Source organism: Segatella salivae F0493 (assembly GCF_000477535.1).
GTDB classification, from domain to species: Bacteria; Bacteroidota; Bacteroidia; order Bacteroidales; family Bacteroidaceae; genus Prevotella; species Prevotella salivae.
In genome coordinates this window covers 159,977-178,993 of the sequence record NZ_AWGW01000007.1, presented here as the reverse complement: position 1 = coordinate 178,993, position 19,017 = coordinate 159,977, and the positions used below count along the sequence as shown (strand labels likewise).

Below are 19,017 nucleotides of genomic sequence, written 5' to 3'. Positions count from 1 at the left end.
TTATCCATCGTGTTCGTTTCCACGCATTGAAGGAAAACTTCTGCCTTTGCATTGTTGCAATGATGCAACAGAAACTTCGTGGCGATGAAAAATCAGTGGCAAAGATACAAAAAAGTTTAGAGATGGTGGAGTGGAGTTTATAGAAATTTGCTAACTTTGCAAAGAAATAGCGCATAGTTTCAACAAAAATCACGAATTATGGCCTTAAATACAAACAAGAATCTGAAGTTATATTACAGCATAAAGGAAGTTGCTGCACAATTCGGAATCAATGAGAGTACATTGCGATTTTGGGAGGGTGAGTTCCCGCAACTACGTCCAAAAACGCAAAATGGCACCAAAATTAGGCAATATACTGATAAAGATATAGAGCAGATTAAGGTCATTTATAACCTTGTGAAAGTGCGTGGCTTCAAGATAGCCGCAGCCAGAAAAGTTATGAACGCCAATCGAGAGGGCGTGGATAAAACAGCAGATGTCATGACAATGCTTACCTCTGTGCGAGATCAATTACAGCAGCTCAAGAAACAACTTGATGGATTGGTGTAGCGGGAGCTAATCATATTATGAAGCCAAAGGTCCTATTATTATATTGTACACATGTTGTCTTGCATGGACTTAAGTTATATAATCAAAGTTGATTCAAATAACTTACATAATTTGTTGTACCTCTTTTAAATCATCTATTGCCATGAGATTCTCCATGATTACCCTTACTTCGTCACGATCATGCACGCGCATCTCAATGCTTCCATCAAAGATTCCTTCGTTACTATTAATGGTAATCTTGCGAATATTGACATTCATCTTGTCTGAAATAACATCGGCTAAGTCGTGTAGCATACCTTTTCGGTCAATTCCTTTGATTTCAATTGTGGCGTCAAAGAACATTTGTCGATGCATGTCCCATTTTGCATCAAGGATTCGATTGCCGTAGCTTGATTTTAAGCGGCTTACAACCGGACATGCACGTTTATGGATTTCAATGTGATTATTGTTATCTATGTAGCCGAGAATATCGTCACCTGGGATTGGGTGGCAACATCCAGGGAATATATAATTGCCAATAGTCTTCTCACTGATGATAACGGGTTGACGTTTGTTGAAGTCTTTATCAACCGTGAAAAGCATAGAAGTATCAACTTTCTTAATGTTAGCTTTGGTAGTTTTCTTGTCGTGGAGGAATGGTACATAGCGTCGCCATCCAAGTGAAGTTGATTCTTTTTTGGTCTTGCCGAGTAGAGCGTCTGCATCTGAATCACCAAGAATGATAGATTTTTCACCGATTGATTTGAATAGTTCTTCATGCTTTTGTACGTGATGAACGTCACAAAGTTTGTCTAAAACAGATGAAGTCAATTCCATGGAATGAAGCTTCAACCATTCTTTCAGCTGTTCTTCGCCCTTCTTTTGTGACTCTCGGTCGTCACGTCTTAGTATGGCTTGAATTTTAGCTTTGGCTTTGGCTGTCGATACAAAACTAATCCATGAGGGTTGCACATGTTGGGCTTTACTCGTTAATATCTCTACTTGGTCGCCACTGTTCAGTTTATGACTCAATGGGACAAGCTTGTGATTGACCTTTGCTCCAATGCAATGGCTGCCGAGAAAGGTGTGGATTTGGAATGCAAAATCAAGTGCAGTACAACCTGCTGGCAATGTCTTTATCTCACCTTTTGGGGTGAAAACGAAAATCTCTGAAGCAAAGAGATTGAGCTTTATACTATCGAGGAAGTCCATAGCATCAGGCTGTGGATCGTCAAGAATTTCTTTAATGGTACTCAACCAATCGTTAAGTTCACCCTCATCTTCACTATATTCACCTCCATCTTTGTATTTCCAGTGAGCAGCAAATCCTTGTTCGGCCACCTCATTCATATGGTCTGAGCGAATTTGCACTTCTATCCAGCGCCCTTGTTTGCTCATTAATGTAACGTGAAGAGCTTGATAACCATTTGCCTTTGGATGGTTTAACCAATCGCGAAGTCGGTCGGGATGGCTCTTATATATACGGCTAATAGCGACATAAATGTTGAAACATTCGTTGATTTCTTCATCTCTTTTCTTCGGTTCGAATATGATTCTGACCGCTAAAATGTCGTAAATCTCCTCGAAGGTTACATGTTTATTCTGCATCTTATTCCATATAGAATAAGGGCTCTTGACACGTGCTTTGATGGTGTATTTGATACCCATTTTGTCAAGAGCTTCGCGGATTGGTCCTGTGAACTGTGCGAAAAGCTCGTCACGTTTCTCTTGAGTGAGGGCCAATTTGCTTTTAATAGCAGCATATTCTTCGGGGTGTTCGTAACGGAAACTAAGGTCTTCGAGTTCAGTTTTGATTTTGTTTAAACCTAAACGATTGGCGAGTGGTGCATAAATATATAATGTCTCGCCCGCAATCTTATATTGTTTGTTGGCCGGTTGTGACTCCAAGGTGCGCATATTATGCAATCGGTCACATATTTTAATAAGGATAACGCGGATGTCATCGCTCATTGTCAGCAACAACTTCTTAAAGTTTTCAGCTTGTGCTGAAGCTCGTTCTCCAAAGATACCACCACTGATTTTGGTTAATCCGTCAACGATTTGAGCAATCTTTTTGCCAAAGATATTCTCAATATCTTCAACCGTGTAATCAGTATCTTCAACCACATCATGGAGTAACGCCGCACAGATACTTGTCGAACCCAGCCCCATTTCCTCACAAGCAATTTGTGCTACGGCAATGGGATGCATGATATAAGGTTCTCCTGAAAGCCTTCTTACACCCTTATGTGCTTGTCGAGCAAAGTTGAAAGCCTTCGTAATGATATCTACTTTCTTGCGATGTCGTGATGCAAGATAAGTGTCTAACAAGTGTTGAAAGGCTTCTGTGATGAGCTTGTCTTCTGCTGCCTCACGGGCCACTTCACGCATATCGTGCTCGTCCATGATGTTTCCTCCGTCTTAATTATTTAATTTTGATTTTCTTTCCAGCGCGAATATTGTTTCCCTTTATACCATTAAGGCGACGCAATTTCTTTACAGAGATTTTGTTACGTTGTGCGATTTCCGACAGCGTATCACCTTCGCGGATAGTGATACTCTTACTTTTTTCTTTGCGTTCTTTCTTTTTTCGTCCTTTCTTACTACTATATTTAGAAGATGAAGCATAGCTTTTATGAACACGACGATAACGTACTATGGTCGGTTCCTCATCGTTAACCTCTACTTCTGTACGTTTACTGGTTAAATCATCAGGCTTATAATTGTAGATTGAATCTTCGTTGTCAATAAACTTTGTGATTAAAGCTGCTGGCAAACGAAGGGCAGATGGTTTCCAACTTCCATTTACAATATTGTGACGATATTGTGGATTTAGAGCTGCAATCTGGTCAACATCAAGTCCTAAAACGTGGGCTATCTGCTCGAAATGCAAATCGCGATTGATAACAACGGTGTCTGTTTTGGCAGGCAGATCGGTTGTCATCGGGCAGATGTTATGCTCACAATAGTAGTTCATGATATAGTTTGCAGCAATGAAAGCGGGTACATAGCCACGAGTTTCTCGAGGGAGATAGGGATAGATTTGCCAATAATCATTCTGCTTGGCACGGTGAATGGCTTTGTAAACTTTATCTGGTCCACAGTTGTAAGCAGCGATAACAAGATTCCAATCACCAAAGACCTTGTAGAGATCACTTAGGTAATGTGCGGCTGCATAAGATGCTTTTACGGGGTCGCGGCGTTCATCTACAAGCGTGTTGACAGTCAAACCATAACGTTTTCCCGTAGTCAGCATAAATTGCCATAAGCCTGTTGCTCCTACTCTTGATACGGCTCTGGGGTTCAATGCCGATTCAATGACTGGGAGATATTTTAGTTCTAACGGCAAGCCATAACTCTCTAAAGCCTCTTCAAAGATAGGCATATAGAAGTTTTGTGCCCCTAACATATAACTCACTGAACGTCGAAGATGACCGCTATATCGGTCAATGAATTGCTGAACTACATCGTTATAAGGCATCTCTATGATTGTAGGAAGCATGGAAAGTCGCTTCTTATAGACTGCAATGTCATATACAGGATTGACGTCAGGAAGGTTACATGACGTGTCGGGACGTAGGTAAGTCTTCGTATTATAGAGTTGCATTAGGCTGTCAAGTTCCATGGTCATAGCCTCTGGAAGGTCTATAACTTCGCGCTTGCCCTGTGCATTTGTTACCGTAATTTCTGTTTCATCGTTGTCACCTTCCTCATTGTTTACGACTTGAGCCTGTAGCTTACAGGTGCTGAAAAACAACAATGAGAGTGCAATTAAATATGTTTTCTTCATTATAAATGTTAGTTCTTTTTTTATAGGATAATTGTTATTTCCTGAGCTTATGCTTTATATAAGGTCAGAAAGTAAGACTGCAATGCATACCTATTCCACCACCCCGTAGAGGGTTTCGTTGATTATTTATGTTTACAACAGCTGGCTCAATACGCAAACTGAGGTCGTTTGAAATATCAAATTCAGACAGAGAGGCATCTACGTAGGCGTCAATTACCGACAAAGCATATACACCTACAAGTACAAAGAAACTCATATCTCGCCACCTTCTGAATCTATCTTTACGACTTTTAAACAACGTTTGGTATCGTGATATGTTGTCATTTGTAATCCTCGCTCCTAAGTGCATGAACTGATTATAGCTTGCCGTTGTCGGATCATTGTCCATGATATCCATGTAAGCTTGGGCGTAATCATGATACATTTGATTATTCCAGTTCATGGCATAGAGGCATCCTACAATGCCACCATATATGATAGGAAGTTTCCAATACTTACGATTGTATATCTGACCTGCACCAGGAAGCACGAGTCCAAGCCACAAAGCACGTTTCGGATCAGGTCTCCATGTGGCCCAATCTCGTTTGGCTTTCTTCTTCATTGCTACGGAATCGGCCAATAAATTGACGCTATCCTTGTGTGTTAACAGTTCGTTTGCTTTAAGATGTGTTGTGTCAGACATCAACACACGAGGCTCGTTGTGTTGTGCTTTAGCACACTGAGGCATCACAAGTAATGCTGCCCAGGCAATGATATGAATGAGTCTTGGGAAAGACATGCTTCAAGCTTTCAGTTTATCAAAGAGGTTCATGATACGCTCGAGTTCTGCTTCATTGGCAAAAGGAATGCTAATCTTTCCCTTACCTTTTGGAGAACAAGTCATCTGTACCTTTGTATTGAGGAATGAAGCCAATTGATTTCTAAGTTCACAGAACTCTTCTGGTAGTTGGTTTCGTGCGATAATCTTCTTCTTTCCGCTTTCAATATCATCGCCATTCTTTAGTGCTTGTACCAGTTCTTCAACTTTTCTGACGGAGTAACCATTCTTTAGTATCTCTTTAAAAAGCTTGATTTGAAACGCTGGACTATCGAGTGCAAGCAATGCACGGGCATGGCCCATGTCGATTTCTTTCTTTTGTAATGCCATCTGAACCTGTGCAGGAAGCTTCAACAAACGCAAGTAATTGGTAATTGCCGTACGGCTTTTCCCAATACGTTCAGAAACCTTTTCTTGTGTCATTCCACTGCCTTCAAGCAGATGTTCATAGGCCAACGCAATTTCGATAGCGTTCAAATCCTCACGCTGGATATTCTCAACGAGGGCCATTTCCATGACGTTCTCGTCTTTTATCGTGCGGATATAGGCTGGGATAGCTTTCAAACCAGCTAATTGAGAGGCTCTCCATCGACGCTCACCTGCAATAATCTGAAATCTGTTTTCAGCTGTCTGACGCAGTGTAATCGGCTGGATGATCCCAATTTCCCGTATGCTGTGCGCCAACTCTTGCAGTGCTTCGTCGTCAAATTCGCGGCGAGGCTGATTGGGATTGGCTTCAATTTGGTCAATCGCTATCTCGTTAATGGTCGATGAACCTTGTGTACGCACGGCATCAGTAGAGATGAGTGCGTCAAGTCCCCGACCCAAACTATTATATTTTTTGTGTACTGCCATGTTCTGTTTCGTTGTTTCTTATCAAGAATAATGGGTTATGCATTCTTGTTAATCAGTTCTTTTGCCAAGGTGAGGTGATTCTTTGCACCTGTCGAATCAGCATCGTAAAGGATGACAGGAAGCCCATGACTGGGGCTCTCGCTTAGCTTAACATTGCGTTGAATGACAGTCTTGAACACCAGTTCTTGGAAATGTCGCTTCACCTCATCATAGATTTGATTTGCCAAACGCAGTCTGCTATCATACATGGTCAACAAGAAACCTTCAATCTCTAATTGCTGATTGAGTTTGCTTTTGATAATTTTGATGGTATTGAGTAGCTTACTTATTCCTTCAAGGGCAAAGTATTCACACTGCACAGGAATAATTACTGAGTCGGCAGCCGTTAGTGCATTGACCGTGATAAGTCCCAATGAAGGACTGCAATCGATAAGGATGTAGTCATATTCACTGCTGATGGGCGCCAAAAGATTTTTCAAAACGCGTTCCCGATTGTCAAGATTCAGCATCTCAATTTCGGCACCTACGAGGTCAATGTGACTGGGAATGATATCCAATCCATTGATATCTGTGGTATAAATAGCATCACGTACATCGGCATGATCAATGATACATTCATACAAAGAACAATCGACATCTTTGATGTCTACACCCAAACCGCTTGATGCATTGGCTTGAGGATCGGCGTCAACCACGAGAACACTTTTCTCAAGGGTGGCCAAAGAAGCCGCTAAGTTAATGGTTGTGGTGGTCTTACCCACGCCACCTTTCTGGTTAGCTAAAGCTATAATTTTTCCCATTTCGAAAAAAGTTTATTTGTGGGCAAAGTTACATAATTTAGCCGAGAAATACGAGAAATAAACCTTTTTTTCGTACTTTTGTCGCAAACTAACAATGTAAAAGATGAATATTAAGCGCCCTTTTATATTGATTTCGAATGATGATGGCTATCATGCCAACGGAATCAAGACCCTCGTTTCGTTCTTAAAAGACCATGCCGACGTGCTTGTTTGTGCACCAGAAGCGGCCCGTTCGGGTTTCTCCTGTGCCTTTTCTGCTGCTACTCCGTTGCGTTTGAAACGCCGACATAATATGGGTGACGTCGAAGTATGGTCATGTAATGGCACTCCTGTAGACTGTGTGAAGCTTGCTTTGAGTGAACTTTGTGGCCATCGGAAACCTGATTTGGTGCTCGGAGGCATCAATCATGGAGACAATTCTACTGTAAACAACCATTATTCTGGTACGATGGGGGTTGCAAGGGAAGGCTGTATGAAATATATTCCGTCTGTAGCGTTTTCAACATGTAACTATGATGACGAAGCCGATTTAAGCTATTTGCACGATGATGTGTGTCGGATTGTCGAGCGAGTCCTTGCAGAAGGCTTGCCGAAAGGAGTTTGTTTGAATGTGAACTTTCCCGCTCAACCTCCTTTCAAGGGTGTAAAGGTGTGCCGAATGACCTTTGGTAGTTGGATAAATGAAGTCGTTAAAGCGCGTCATCCCCATGGATATGACTACTATTGGATGGCAGGTGAGTGCCGAAATGACGAACCTGACGCTGAGGATACCGACCAATGGGCACTCAATCACGGATATATTGCCATCACACCAACACGCATTGATATCACCGATTATGCGTTTATAGATACCGTTAAGTCGTGGAGTCTCTAATCATCTGATACAGATATGAAATATTATCTCATTGTTGGTGAGGCCAGTGGCGACCTACATGCAGCCCATTTAATGGCTTCTTTGAAGAAGAATGACCACGAAGCATCGTTCCGTTTCTTTGGAGGCGACCTGATGTCTGCCGTTGGAGGTACGCGCGTTAAGCATTACCGAGAACTTGCCTACATGGGTTTCGTGCCGGTGTTACTGCATCTTCGCACGATATTTCGCAACATGTCGTTCTGTAAAAAGGATATCGTGGCATGGCAACCCGACGTTGTTATCCTCGTAGATTACCCTGGTTTTAACCTCGATATTGCCAAGTATCTCAAGCAACATACACACATTCCTGTCTATTATTACATCTCTCCGAAGATATGGGCATGGAAAGAATGGCGCATCAAAGCAATCCGAAGAGATGTCAAAGAGATGTTTTCGATTTTGCCTTTTGAAATAGCTTTCTATGAAGGAAAACATCATTATAAGATTCATTACGTAGGAAACCCAACGGCATATGAGATTCATGAGTTTCTCACGACATACCACACAGACTTCGATGGGTTCTGCTTGAAGCATCATATAGCTGATAATCGCCCGATGATTGCTTTGCTTCCCGGAAGTAGAAAGCAAGAGATTAAAGACAATCTTGTACCGATGTTGCGCGCCGTTCAGCACTTTTCAGACCGCTATCAGATAGCTATTGGCGCAGCGCCAGCCATTGAACCATCTTATTATCAAGAGGTGATTGGCAATGCAACTGACGTTACTGGCCTTACCTTTAACCTCATTCATCATGACACTTATGGGCTGCTTTATCATGCCGTTGCAGCCTTGGTGACCAGTGGAACGGCTACGCTTGAGACGGCATTACTGCATGTTCCGCAGGTGGTTTGTTATAAAACACCGGTGCCACGACTCATTCGTTGGGCCTTCAATCATATTCTTTCATGTCGTTATATCTCCCTTGTTAATCTCATTGTAGACCGAGAAGTAGTGCCCGAACTCTTTGCTGATCGCTTCAATGTGAGCAATATCGTGGCCGAACTCGGCTGTATTCTTCCTGAGGGCGAGGGCAGAGCGCCGATGCTTCAGGCTTATAAGGAGGTAGAAAAACGCTTGGGTGACGAGGTCGCTCCCGATAATGCTGCTCGTCTAATGGTGGGAATGTTGCGCCAGGAAGATTGTTGCAATGAGTAGATTTGTGGCTTTAGGGAAAGTCTTTTCTTATCTTAGATGATTAGAAAAGAGGATAATGGCAATATTGTTAGCATGAAAATGCCATGTGATTGCATGCTACATTTATCATGGTTGGGTCTAATCTATAAGCTTGTTTATATTCCTCTACAATGTGATGCAATTTGGATGATGATTTGAATTACATTACTTCGTTTTGTAATTTGTATCAATTCATTGCGTGGTTTGCGTCATATTGCGTGGTAATTCAAGGCAGATTATCGCGTGATTTGTGCTATTTTGTGAAATGGACAAAATCTTTTGATGTGATGAAATAAACTAAGGTGTAGTGGGCTTATTTTTATGTTGTAGAATCTTTCTTGTTGAGTTACGTCATAGTTTTTCTTAGATTATAGGTTCTTGTGTTCACTTTTAGAGTTCGATTTGCAAAAGTTGAGCTTTTATTTTGTAATTTTGCAGTCAAACAAAGCTACTGTTTTATGAAGCAAGTGAATAAGAAACTGGTTCGTGGTTGCTACGATTATCTCATCATTGCATTAGCAATGGTTGTGGGAAGTCTTGGTTGGGTGGTCTTTCTTTTACCCCATAAGATAACTATCGGAGGTCTTCCGGGTATATCTTCTGTGGTGTTTTGGGCCACAGGAATACGCGTTCAATACACCTATTTGGCTATAAACGTTGTCTTGTTGGCAGCAGCCTTGAAAGTGTTAGGACTTAGATTCTGCATTAAAACGATTTATGCTGTGGGCATTTTTGCCGTGTTTACAACCCTTTGGCAGAGTGTAATTGGCTCGCATATCATGTTTAAGAGCGAGCCGTTTTTAGCCTGTGTAGTAGGGGGATTACTATTGGGTTTGGGCACGGGTTTTAGCCTTTTAAGTAATGGAAGCACGGGTGGTTCCGACGTGATTGCAGCCATAATACATAAGTATAAAGACATATCTTTGGGGCACATTATACTCATTTGTGACCTCTGTGTCATATCATCCAGTTACTTAGTTATAGGCAGTTGGGAGAAGGTTATCTATGGATATATCGTGCTCTTTGTTATGTCTTACACTGTGGATCATGTCATAAATGGCTTTAGAAGGTCGGTACAATTCTTTGTAATCTCAGAGAAATATGAAGAGATTGGGCGTCTAATTAACAATGAAGCCAACCGTGGTTGCACGGTGATTGATGCTCATGGATTCTATACAGGCAAAAAGATGGGAATGTTGTTCATTATTGCTAAGCAGAACGAAAGCTACAATATATTTCGTATTATCGATGATGTCGACCCCCAAGCCTTTGTGAGTCAGAGCGCTGTTTCAGGCGTATATGGTTTAGGTTTCGACCGAATGAAAGTGGGAAAGAAGCATTTAAGTAAAATGAATAAAGATTGATTTGCAGGCAAATGATAAATTATGACGAGATAAAAGACAAGCGCATAGCACTTCTTCTCTCTGGAGGTGTCGATAGTAGTGTGGTGCTTTATGAAATGGTTAGCCATGGCTTGCACCCCGACTGCTTTTATATCATGATAGGACCCGAGGAGAAAGAGGAGTGGGATTGTACGAGTGAAGAAGACTTAGAGATGGCAACGGCGTTGACAAAACGCTTTGATTGTCAGCTGAAAGTCATTGATTGTCACAAAGAATACTGGTCAAAGGTGACACGATACACAATGGATAAGGTGAAGATGGGATTCACTCCAAACCCTGATGTCATGTGTAATCGTCTCATAAAGTTTGGTGCTTTTGATGAGAAGATAGGCTTTAATTACGACCTCATTGCTACCGGACATTATGCCCAAACTGAATGGAGTGATGGGCGGAAATGGCTCATAACGAGTCCTGATCCCATTAAAGATCAGACGGATTTCCTGGCACAAATCTATGATTGGCAACTGAAAAAGGCAATCTTTCCAATAGGAAACTTTGAGAAAAATGACGTGAGAAAGATAGCTGAACGCGAGCATCTTATTAATGCGAAGCGCCGAGATAGTCAAGGCATTTGCTTCTTAGGAGATATCGATTATAATGAATATGTGAGACGATATCTTGGAGAATGTATCGGTGATGTTATCGAATTGGAAACTGGAAAGAAGATAGGTGAGCACAAAGGACTTTGGTTTCACACCATAGGTCAACGCAAAGGACTTGGGTTTGGAGGCGGTCCTTGGTTTGTGGTTAAAAAGGATGTAGAAAACAATATCCTTTATGTCAGTCATGGATATGACCCAGAAACCGCTTACAAACAAAGCTTTAAGATTCATGATTTCCATGCCGTAACGTTCTGTTCTGAGGGTGTTGATCTTCCCGATCTCCCCGAACGAATCACCTTTAAGATACGACACACGCCCGAATATCTACCTGCTAAGCTTGAGAAAACAGGAGAACAATCTTATATTATCCATGCTGATAGTAAGATACATGGTGTTGCTCCCGGTCAATTTTGCGTGATTTATGACGCTGAACACCATCGTTGTTATGGGTCAGGAGAAATCACTTTGTAAACCAGCAAATACATTTCACGAAATGGATAAACTGAAATCAAACGAAGAACAGATACTTATTCGCATCACAGGACAGGACCGTCCCGGCCTAACTGCAGCCGCAATGGAGATTCTTGCGCGTTATAATGCGCGCATACTCGATATTGGTCAGGCCGACATTCATAGCACCTTGTCGCTTGGAATCCTTATTCGCATCGATGAGTTACATTCTGGTCAGGTGATGAAAGAATTGCTTTTTAAGGCTGAAGAGCTAAATGTGAACATAGGATTCTCGCCAATTTCTGATGACGAATATGAGTCGTGGGTTGATCATCAGGGTAAAAACAGATATATACTAACGGTGATTGGGCGCACGCTTTCAGCCAAACAGATAGCTGCAGCAACAAAGATTATCGCAGATCAAGGCTTAAATATCGACTTCATTCGACGCATGACAGGGCGCATAAGCATAAAACATCCTGAAAAAAATGTGCGTTCTTGCATTGAATTCTCATTGAGAGGAACTCCCAAAAATCGTTCACTCATGCAGTCAAAGCTAATGCATTTGGCCTCAGAACAAGAGATAGACTTCTCTTTTCAGCGTGATGATATGTACCGACGCATGCGGCGTTTGATCTGCTTTGATATGGACTCAACGCTTATTCAAACTGAATGTATCGACGAATTAGCTATGCGTGCCGGGGTGGGCGATAAGGTAAAAGCCATTACCGAGCGTGCAATGAGAGGCGAAATTGACTTCAAAGAGAGTTTCACTCAACGTGTTTCACTGCTCAAAGGGCTTGATATTAGCGTGATGAAAGATATCGCAGACCACCTTCCTATCACTGAAGGTGCCGACCGATTAATGTCAGTTTTGAAACGATGTGGATACAAAATAGCCATTCTAAGCGGTGGTTTTACCTACTTTGGTGAACAGCTTCGGCGTCGTTATGGCATTGATTATGTCTATGCAAATGAACTTGAAATCGACGAGAATGGTAAGCTTACAGGACGTTATATCGGTGAGATTGTCGACGGAAAGCGTAAGGCTGAGCTACTAAAACTCATTGCTCAAGTCGAACAAGTGAATCTCGCGCAGACGATAGCTGTAGGAGATGGTGCCAATGATTTACCCATGATATCGGAAGCCGGCTTAGGAATTGCGTTCCATGCAAAGCCTCGTGTGAAGGCAACGGCACAGCAGTCTATCAACAATATCGGCTTGGATGGTGTGCTCTATTTCCTTGGGTTTAAGGACAGTTATTTGGGAGAGCAAGGGAAACTGTAGCCATTCAGTCAAATGCGCTATGCCCAATTTCAGCATGACACAGAACTATAGACCTTGCGGGAACACAGCTAATATCAATGCTGTCCGTATTCATAAGAGGCTTCTTAGGCAACCTCCTTTCACATTTCTTTTCAGATTATTTGCCAGTTCCAAAACTTTGTTATACCTTTGTCGCCGTGAATGAGTTAGCAACGACATATCAGCATAATATTAGCATGCAAGGAATTTTGAAATTCTTTGCATCTTTTTGCGCCGATTATTTGGTCAATCCAAATAATTTGCTAACACACACACACACACACAGGCGCACTTAGCGTCTAACTCCACTTTTTTCGCTTTATCCTACGCGCGCGCGAAGCGTGGCGTATCTCCCATAAACAAAGGGCTTTCCGAAGTTCCCTTTGTTCGCTTTTTCATGCCCTTTTGCCGTTCAACAAAAAAACGAAATAAGAAGAAATCAATAAATATATTCACAGAACAGGCCCCGCTCTCATTTCTCTATCTAACCTCACTTCCGTTCCCGTTGAAGTGGAACCGAGAGCGGGCTTTTAATTATTTTAATTATGAACAGAAATCAAGAACAAAAAGAGAAAAAGAGGAGAGCATACTTTACTCCTGCCACCAGATTGTTCAGGATGCAGTCTGAAAGCAATTTGTTGCGAGCCTCGTTCAACGGCGGGCATGTTAGTGGGCAGACTGGCGACGAAGGTACCAACCAAGGTGGAGGACACGGAGGAGGAAGCGTAGGCGGCGATACCGGTGATGCCAAAGGCTGGGACTTATGGGATGACGACGACAGCAACTATGATGATTAGTCTTCATCGTGTTTGAAACAAAATAAAACGAACAATAAACAGAAAAGAAAGAATGAAAAAGAATTTATTTTATATGGCAGTCTTCGCACTCGTACTGGCGGGCTGCGCGCAAAACGACACAACAGGAAAAACGCCCGAAGCAGAAAAGCAGGGTACGTCATTTGTTGGCACTACGGCCATTAAAACAGGAGAAAATCCCCTCTCCCGAACTTCACTCGACTACAACCGCGCGGCGAGTACGCTTGCCTACTATTGGGAGCCCAATGACAAGATATGGCTCGACGACGACAACAGCGCCGAAACAGATGTAACCGAGAAAGCTGCCACGGCAAGCTTTGTTTTCGAAACGGGTAGCTACAATGCCGCTACATACGATGTGTATTACACGGGCAATAACGGAACATCGCACAACACAGTAACCATTGCCACTACGCAAACGCAAGGCAGCCCCAACACCACCTCGCATGTGGGAGCGGCGGGCGACTGCGGAACAGGGCTCGCCACGAGGCAGCCTAACGGGAGATATACGTTTACGCTCACACACAGAGCCTCGTATCTCTGCTTCCTGCCCCGCACTACGAATGCCACAGGCACAAATTGGGTGCTCACAGGCATTAAAGTAACTTCCGACAACAACATTGCCGGCAGCTATACCCTCACGACAACAGGTCTCACCGGCACAGGAACGTCTAACACCATCACCCTCGCTACAGGCAACTTCGACATCACCAACGCCGCCACCGACCAGGCCCGCAACGCCTCCTACATGGTGATTGCCCCGGGCACGCACGCCCTTACGGTGGAATACAGCGTACGGAACACCGTATCGGGTAATACCGGCACCATCACCAAGACGCTTGATGCCAAAGACTATCACGCCAACACCATCTACCCCATCACCGCCCACTTGTTTGAAGACTATTCGGGCACGAAATACTATCTCTGGGATGCACAGGAAGATATGTGGTTTGGAAAGACCGCCATCAACTATAATACAGGTGAATATAATACGACCGATGCACCAAAATATATTGTTGGTGCTAATCCTCAACCTGATGCTGTCCGTCTCAATAACTCGACAGCTCCCATTCTTCCGGGATTTACAATTACCTTTGGTTATGGCGATAAGTTTTTCTACGCCACTCAGTCTGCAGCGCAGTGCCCGAATATATTCGAACTGGCATGGATTTATGACAGTGGAGATGTACGGTGGGACGGCACAACACCTTTCGCCTTCCGCGGGAAAATCTATCGCGGCGGTGCATGGATAAAAAAGCTAAATGTGATTGCGCAAGAGAACTCTACCACGGTAGCAGCACTTAAAAATACTTATCCTGGTGTACATGATGGTTCAAATGATTTGGTACATCCGGATCATGACTCAGAAAAGCCCATAGTGCAGGGTATGCCTCCTGCTACCGTTATCAACAGATATTTCTATGTACCCGCATTGGGACAATATAATGGCGACATTGTCTCCTTTACCCCTTTTGTCATGCAGTATTTCGGTACAAGAGGAGTTTACACTTGCTCTACGGCTTATGATCATGCATATGGTAGCTATCAATGGTCGTTCGAGTTTGATAATGCAAACGTGAGGATTAATACGACAAACTATCTTGCGGCGGGTATTCCCCTTTGGAAAGCCCAGTAATCTGCAAATAGTAACGACAAAAAAATGATATCATAGGTTCGTCCCGACATTGGGAACCCGAAAAACGGGAAAAATCATGCTTCGGGGCATCCCGAAAGATAGAAATTCGGAAAAATAAGGTTTCGGGATGCCCCGGCGAGCTGTTTTTTGTGAAAATGAACCGTCGGGGGGCCCCGAAGCTCGAAAAATCTGAAAAACAAGCTTTCGGGGAGTCCCGAAACTCGAAAAATTTGAAAAACAAGCTTTCGGGGCATCCCGAAGCCTTAAAATCTTGAAAAACAAACTTTCGGGGCATCCCGAAACATATTTATCACTTATTAAATTATAAAACCCATGGAAATCAAAACAATTCAAAAAGACAGGCTCCACAACATGGAGCACTTCCAGTTTGCAGGCCACGTCATCGCGATGTGCGAGGAGTCGGCCATTGAAAAAATCAAGGCGGTGTTGGAACCGTTGAAGACGGCTGTGGCCGAGGAGGACAAGGCACTCAATCTGCCGCGGAAGCAGGAGGGAACGGCCGATTTGGAGGAACTCGACCGCGTGCGCGACCAGGCCTATCGCGCCCTGCAGCTGCTGATCGAGATGCACAGCTGTTCGGACGACATGACGAAGCGAAAATCGGCGCAGCAGATGAGCGACGTTCTTGGGCGCTACCCGAAATTAGCGACGGCCAACTACGACAAGGAAACGGGCATGATCAAGAACCTTGTGACCGACCTGAACGCCGCCGAACTGTCGGTGGCCGTGGCGCAGCTCGGGGCTTCGGGCAGCATCACGCGCCTGTCGGCGGCCAACTCCGATTTCGAACTGCGCTACCGCTCGCTCCTGAAATCGGCGCAGCCCTCGGGCGTGTTCGATGTCAAGGCCCTGCGTGCCGCCACCGACAAGGCCCTCAACGCTGTCATCCGCCGCATGGACTCGCTCGACGACCTTGAGCCCGAGACGCTGAAACTGCCCGAACTCATCAAGCAATACAACACCTTGGTGGATAAATATCGCCTGAAGTTGGCCCACCGCGCCGGCACTTCGCAGACGGCCCGCAACAAGCGCACGGCCGAATATGAAGCCCGCCTAAAACCCGGCTTCACAGCCTTGGAGCAGCTTTTGAAATTGGAAAAAGGCAGCCTGTCGTTCACGGGCAAGACCGAGGGCACGGGTGCCAAGCGCCACTACGAATTGGCCGTTAAGGGCCAGACGCTGCCCGACGGCAAGGCCAAGACCATTTGGGTGGACATGAACAAGGACGGTTCGCTCTTCATTTATGAGAAGAAGTCGGCAAAGCCCGGGGCGGTAGGCACGACCGAAAAGCCCGAGTATGAGATTAAGCCCAAGGCTGAAGAGTGAAAACGCAGAATGTTTTGAATGGATAAAATTGCCTTGACATATCGTTTTGATATGCTTTTTGAGAAATGCCTTTAAAAAGGACTTGGCGCAGGCTGTGTTGTGATAACACGGCCTGCGTTTCTTTCTTTTCAAAGATGTGGGATTAGGAATTACATCTATTAAATATGGAAGAGGATAGTCCTACACCAGAATTCTACAATTCTTTCATTAGGAATTATATCGATTAAATATGGAAGCCGAACAGAAATCTTTCTGTGCTTTCTTTATTCCAAACCTATCAGCAGTCCGTCTTGGAGGTCTATCCGTTCTGCTTGTGGATGACGTGGAAGTCCAGGCATACGCATAATATCTCCTGCAATAACTACAATCATTTCTGCGCCCGTATTAATGACAAGGTCACTTATAGTCAATGTAAAGTCCTTTGGAACTCCATATCGTTTAGAGTCATCGCTTAATGAATATTGCGTTTTTGCAATACAAATCGGGAAGTGTTCAAGCTGCCATTGCGAGATGCGTTCAATCATTTTAAGCGCTTGTTTCTTAAATACTACCTTCTTGGCACCATAGATTTGTTTAGCCACTGCTGTAATCTTATCTTGCACTGTGTCTGTATCTGCATAGCAATAAGTAATGTCTCGTGAAGGATTTGCAGCGATTTCGTCGACAGCCAGACGTGCTAAGTCCATACATCCCTCACTACCTTTCATGTAAGCCTCGTTTAATGCAAAGCCAATTCCCTTTTCTTTGCAGTGTTCACTGACGATAGCAATCTCTTCATCTGTATCACTTCCAAAGCGGTTTAGCGTCACAATAACCGATTGACCCATGTGTTGCATGTTTGCAATATGCTTGTCAAGATTCTCCAATCCCTTACGAATATGTTCACAACATCCATTCTCTGGGTCGCCCACTTGCATGCCTCCGTGCATCTTTAAGCCCATGATGGTGGCCACCATAATCGTGAGTTGGGGTTGTATTCCGGCTTTACGGCACTTGATATCTATAAACTTTTCTGCTCCCAAGTCAGCCCCAAAGCCTGCTTCTGTGACTACAAAGTCGCCAAAAGTCATGGCCATTTTTGTTGCTAAAACGCTGTTACAGCCATGTGCAATGTTAGCAAACGGACCGCCATGAATAAAGGCTGGCGTTCCTTCTATAGTCTGAACGAGGTTCGGATTGAGTGCATCGCGCAGCAAAACTGTTATGGCTCCGCCCACACCGAGGTCTTTTACACAGAATGGTTTGTTGTCAAGCGTGATGCCTAATAGGATATTATCGATGCGTCTTCGAAGGTCTTCTTCGTCTGTTGCAAGGCAAAGTATGGCCATAATCTCACTGGCTGGCGTGATGTCAAAGCCACTTTCACTTAACAAACCATTGGTTTTGGGCCCCAATCCTGTGGCGATAGTTCTCAAGTTTCGGTCGTTCACATCGAGCACTCTGCGCCAAAGCACCTCCTTCAATGCAAAGCCTTCGTCGTGATGTTGATAGAGATAATTATCAAGCAAGGCTGCAATCATGTTGTGAGCAGAGGTGATTGCATGAAAATCTCCCGTGAAATGAAGATTAATTTTGTCCATAGGTAGCACCTGAGCATAGCCTCCTCCCGTTGCACCGCCTTTCATTCCGAAGCATGGACCCAGTGAAGGCTCGCGCAAAGCAAGCACAGATTTATGTCCCAATCGATTCATTGCCATCGACAAACCGATGCTAACTGTGGTCTTGCCAATACCTGATTTCGTTGGACTTATTGCTGTAACAAGAATCAAATTGCTTTTGTCTACGCGGTCTTTATCTATGAGATGATAAGACACTTTGGCTATATATTTGCCATAGTTCTCAAGTTCTTCGTTAGGGATGTCAATCTTGTCAGCAATCTTTTCGATAGGTTGAAGCTGGCATTCGCGGGCGATTTCGAGTTCGGTTTTCATTTTTATTCAGTATGTTCTTTATGAATTCAATCTGCCAATGATAGGGTAGAATGTGACAACTCCTTTTTATAGGCGGTATAAAAAGACCGCAGCTTTGTCACACTTTCAATCTCGTCATGACTACATTTCTGGCAAAATAGCAAACAGAATGTCATGCAGTGATGATGAATTTGCTGTAAAAGTGCCTATTGATAGTGTTCGATAGTGTTTCGATAGCTATTTTTTCATTAGCCATAATGAGGTTGCAAAGATACAAATATTCTTGTGAATAAGATGAATTATGAATTATATTTTGTTCACAAATATAGCGAATAACAAAATGATTTGATGCAAATGGTCTTGCAATTAGACGTATTTCATGCGATGAAATGAGGCAGATTGCGCGGTGGTTTGACGCATTTTGTTTTGTTGTTTATTGCTTTCTGTTGAATTGAATGAAACGGATTGGTTTGTAGAGTGTTTCGTCTTGTGTCCTCGTTTTGACGGAAATAGGTTATTTCGCCTATCTTATTTGTTAATTATTCAATATCTTATATAACGTGGTTTGGTTTGCATTAGAGTTTAATGCATGTAACAATATGTAATTAATATAACCAAAAAACGAGATATTTATATTCAAAAGTTGATTAAAAATGATTTTTTATTATAAAT

Annotated in this window: 15 protein-coding genes; 9 read left to right on the top strand and 6 right to left on the bottom strand. The window is 43.3% G+C overall.

The window, feature by feature from the left end:
- The first annotated feature begins 198 nt into the window (after nt 1-198).
- Nucleotides 199-549, top strand: coding sequence for a MerR family transcriptional regulator (locus tag HMPREF9145_RS03340; RefSeq protein WP_007135709.1), 351 nt, complete (start codon nt 199-201; stop codon nt 547-549).
- A gap of 102 nt (nt 550-651) precedes the next feature.
- Here HMPREF9145_RS03340 and HMPREF9145_RS03335 read toward each other — a convergent pair whose 3' ends face one another.
- The 5 genes from HMPREF9145_RS03335 to HMPREF9145_RS03315 form a co-directional block, all read right to left on the bottom strand.
- Nucleotides 652-2,934: a RelA/SpoT family protein gene (locus HMPREF9145_RS03335; RefSeq protein WP_021825148.1), complete on the bottom strand. Its 2,283-nt coding sequence runs from the start codon at nt 2,932-2,934 to the stop codon at nt 652-654.
- Nucleotides 2,935-2,953: 19 nt separating this feature from the next.
- A complete protein-coding gene (locus tag HMPREF9145_RS03330) occupies nt 2,954-4,318 on the bottom strand; it encodes a lytic transglycosylase domain-containing protein (protein WP_021825087.1) in 1,365 nt (454 codons plus the stop codon).
- A 64-nt stretch (nt 4,319-4,382) separates the two neighbouring features.
- Nucleotides 4,383-5,096: a DUF5683 domain-containing protein gene (locus HMPREF9145_RS03325; protein WP_021824814.1), complete on the bottom strand. Its 714-nt coding sequence runs from the start codon at nt 5,094-5,096 to the stop codon at nt 4,383-4,385.
- 3 nt (nt 5,097-5,099) lie between these two features.
- Nucleotides 5,100-5,990 carry a ParB/RepB/Spo0J family partition protein gene (locus HMPREF9145_RS03320; RefSeq protein WP_021825061.1) on the bottom strand — a complete coding sequence of 297 codons (891 nt, stop codon included), beginning with the start codon at nt 5,988-5,990 and terminating at the stop codon, nt 5,100-5,102.
- Between the two features lie 35 nt (nt 5,991-6,025).
- Complete coding sequence (locus tag HMPREF9145_RS03315) at nt 6,026-6,790, bottom strand: ParA family protein (RefSeq protein WP_021825141.1); 765 nt, start codon at nt 6,788-6,790, stop codon at nt 6,026-6,028.
- Nucleotides 6,791-6,893: 103 nt separating this feature from the next.
- Here HMPREF9145_RS03315 and surE point away from each other — a divergent pair, with 103 nt between their 5' ends.
- From surE to HMPREF9145_RS03265, 8 genes are all read left to right on the top strand, one after another.
- A complete protein-coding gene (gene surE / locus HMPREF9145_RS03310) occupies nt 6,894-7,664 on the top strand; it encodes a 5'/3'-nucleotidase SurE (protein WP_021825066.1) in 771 nt (256 codons plus the stop codon).
- Between the two features lie 15 nt (nt 7,665-7,679).
- Nucleotides 7,680-8,858 (top strand): lipid-A-disaccharide synthase, encoded by a 1,179-nt coding sequence (gene lpxB, locus HMPREF9145_RS03305; RefSeq protein WP_021824830.1) that lies wholly within the window; start codon nt 7,680-7,682, stop codon nt 8,856-8,858.
- A gap of 476 nt (nt 8,859-9,334) precedes the next feature.
- Nucleotides 9,335-10,240, top strand: a complete 906-nt coding sequence (locus HMPREF9145_RS03300) for a YitT family protein (RefSeq protein ID WP_021824933.1) — start codon at nt 9,335-9,337, stop codon at nt 10,238-10,240.
- A gap of 11 nt (nt 10,241-10,251) precedes the next feature.
- Nucleotides 10,252-11,352: a tRNA 2-thiouridine(34) synthase MnmA gene (gene mnmA / locus HMPREF9145_RS03295; protein ID WP_021825057.1), complete on the top strand. Its 1,101-nt coding sequence runs from the start codon at nt 10,252-10,254 to the stop codon at nt 11,350-11,352.
- 22 nt (nt 11,353-11,374) lie between these two features.
- Complete coding sequence (gene serB, locus HMPREF9145_RS03290; protein WP_021825022.1) at nt 11,375-12,619, top strand: phosphoserine phosphatase SerB; 1,245 nt, start codon at nt 11,375-11,377, stop codon at nt 12,617-12,619.
- 563 nt (nt 12,620-13,182) lie between these two features.
- The gene (locus HMPREF9145_RS03275; RefSeq protein ID WP_155945263.1) at nt 13,183-13,434 is read left to right on the top strand and encodes a hypothetical protein; all 252 of its coding nucleotides are present in this window, start codon (nt 13,183-13,185) and stop codon (nt 13,432-13,434) included.
- 52 nt (nt 13,435-13,486) lie between these two features.
- Nucleotides 13,487-15,088 carry a hypothetical protein gene (locus HMPREF9145_RS03270; RefSeq protein WP_021824828.1) on the top strand — a complete coding sequence of 534 codons (1,602 nt, stop codon included), beginning with the start codon at nt 13,487-13,489 and terminating at the stop codon, nt 15,086-15,088.
- 333 nt (nt 15,089-15,421) lie between these two features.
- The gene (locus tag HMPREF9145_RS03265) at nt 15,422-16,435 is read left to right on the top strand and encodes a DUF6261 family protein (RefSeq protein WP_036906368.1); all 1,014 of its coding nucleotides are present in this window, start codon (nt 15,422-15,424) and stop codon (nt 16,433-16,435) included.
- A gap of 263 nt (nt 16,436-16,698) precedes the next feature.
- Here the strand turns inward: HMPREF9145_RS03265 and HMPREF9145_RS03260 are convergent, their stop codons facing one another.
- Nucleotides 16,699-18,366 (bottom strand): formate--tetrahydrofolate ligase, encoded by a 1,668-nt coding sequence (locus HMPREF9145_RS03260; RefSeq protein ID WP_021825056.1) that lies wholly within the window; start codon nt 18,364-18,366, stop codon nt 16,699-16,701.
- Nucleotides 18,367-19,017: the final 651 nt, after the last annotated feature.